At 75.4% G+C, this 1,908-nt stretch carries 2 protein-coding genes; both read left to right on the forward strand.

Annotated elements, in window-relative coordinates:
• Positions 1-415, forward strand: a 415-nt coding sequence (locus E2C05_RS31460; protein WP_133223535.1) for a PAS domain-containing protein, incomplete at its 5' end; no start/stop codon positions are given.
• On the forward strand, positions 412-1,908 hold a 1,497-nt coding region (locus E2C05_RS31465; protein ID WP_240046978.1), incomplete at its 3' end, for a sensor histidine kinase. The genes E2C05_RS31460 and E2C05_RS31465, both read left to right, overlap by 4 nt.

Raw genomic sequence — 1,908 nt, forward strand, 5'->3', positions numbered from 1 at the left:
GCCGGTGGCCGCACCGGCGGCGCCGCGCCCCGCCGCCGCGCCGCCCGCGCCGGACGCCGAGGGGATGGCCCGCATCCTCGACAGCCTGGCCGCCCAGGTGATCGTCACCGACCGCGACGGCCGCTGCCTCTATGCCAATGCCGCCTTCGCCGTGTCGCTCGGCGCCAGGCCGGAGGCGCTGCTCGGCGAGCGGCCGGTCGACCTCCTCGGCGAGGCGCGGGGCGAGCGCAGTTGGGCGGCCGACCTCGCCGTGCTGGCCAGCGGCACGCCGCTGCCGCCCTACCGGGAGGACGCCGTCGGCGGCGTGCTGCTGACCAGCAAGGCGCCGCTGCGCGATTCGAGCGGCGAGGTGACGGCGGTCATCACCACCTCCATCCCGCTCGTCGCCCCCGCGGAGCCGGAGCGCGAACGGTGACCGGCGCGGGGCCGCCGCGCCTCCCCGGGCTCGGCGGCCTGCGCGGACAGGTCGGCACCGAGCAGGAGATGAGCTTCAACCGGCTCCTCTTCGCGCTGTTCTTCGCGCTCTACCTGCCCACCCTCGGCGCCAGCATCCTCGGCCAGGGCTTGGTGATGCTGGCGGTCTGGGGCGGTGCGGCCATCGGCATCTTCCTGCATATCCGGCTGCGGCCGGGGCTCAGCACGCCGCGCCGTGCCTTCGCGCTGGTGGTCGATACCGGGTGCCTGTCCTGGTTCCTGCATCTCGGCGGTGCCTGGGCGGCGCCCTGCTTCCCCATCTATCTCTGGATCGCCCTCGGCAACGGCTTCCGCTTCGGCGCCCGCTGGCTGCTGGCCGGCATGGCCGCCTTCGTCCTCGGCTTCGGCACCGTGGCGCTCACCACGCCCTACTGGCAGGCGCTGCCGCATCTGGCGATCGGCCTGCTGGTCGGGCCGCTGGTGCTGGCCGCCTATGCCGGCACGCTGATCCGCAAGCTGTCGCAGGCCCGGCTGGCGGCGGAACAGGCGAACGAGGCCAAGACCCGCTTCCTGGCCGGCGTCAGCCACGAACTGCGCACGCCGCTGAACGCCATCATCGGCATGGGCGGGCTGCTGCGCGATTCGCCGCTAGACCCGGCGCAGCAGGAGATGGCGCGGACCATCGACGCCGCGGCGCATGCGCTACGCGGCCAGATCGACAGCCTGCTCGACATCGCCCGCATCGAGGCCGGCGCCACCGTGCTGCGGCGGGACAGCGTGGACCTGCCGGCGCTGCTGGCTGAGATCCGCGCCCTGCTGCTGGCCCAGGCGCGGGAGAAGGGCCTGGCGCTCTGCCTGCATGTCACGCCGCGGACGCCGCGGCGGGTGCTGTCCGACAATGCGGCGCTGCGCGACATCCTGCTCAACCTCGGCGGCAATGCGGTGAAGTTCACCGCGGCCGGCAGCGTCACCATCGCCCTGGATGCCGAGCCGCGTGCCGATGGCAGCGCGCTGCTGCGCCTGGCGGTCAGCGACACTGGCATCGGCATCGCGCCGGCGGCGCAGGCGCGGATCTTCGAGCGCTTCGCGCAGGCGGACGACAGCATCGCCGGCCGCTTCGGCGGCACCGGGCTCGGCCTGGCACTCTGCCAGGGCCTGGCATCGCTGCTGGGCGGGCAGATCTCGGTGAGCAGCCGGCCGGGGGAGGGAAGCTGCTTCGAGGTCCTGCTGCCGGTGGTGCCGGAACAGGCGGGCGGAGAGGCGGCGCCGATGCCGGCCGGCACCCTGCCGGATGCGCTGCTGCTGACCACGGAGCCCGAGGCCGCCGCCGCGGTCGCGTCCGACCTCGGCGCGCTGGGCCTGGCGGCGCTGCCGCGGGTGGTGCCGGAGGCGAGCTTCGCCGCGCTCTGGGGCCCGGGAGCCGGGGCGCCGCCGCGCCACCTGCTGGTCTGCGCCGGGCCGGAGGGCGCGCCCGCGACCGAGGTGGTCGCCGCC

This window comes from Paracraurococcus ruber, from assembly GCF_004353985.1.
GTDB lineage: Bacteria > Pseudomonadota > Alphaproteobacteria > Acetobacterales > Acetobacteraceae > Paracraurococcus > Paracraurococcus ruber.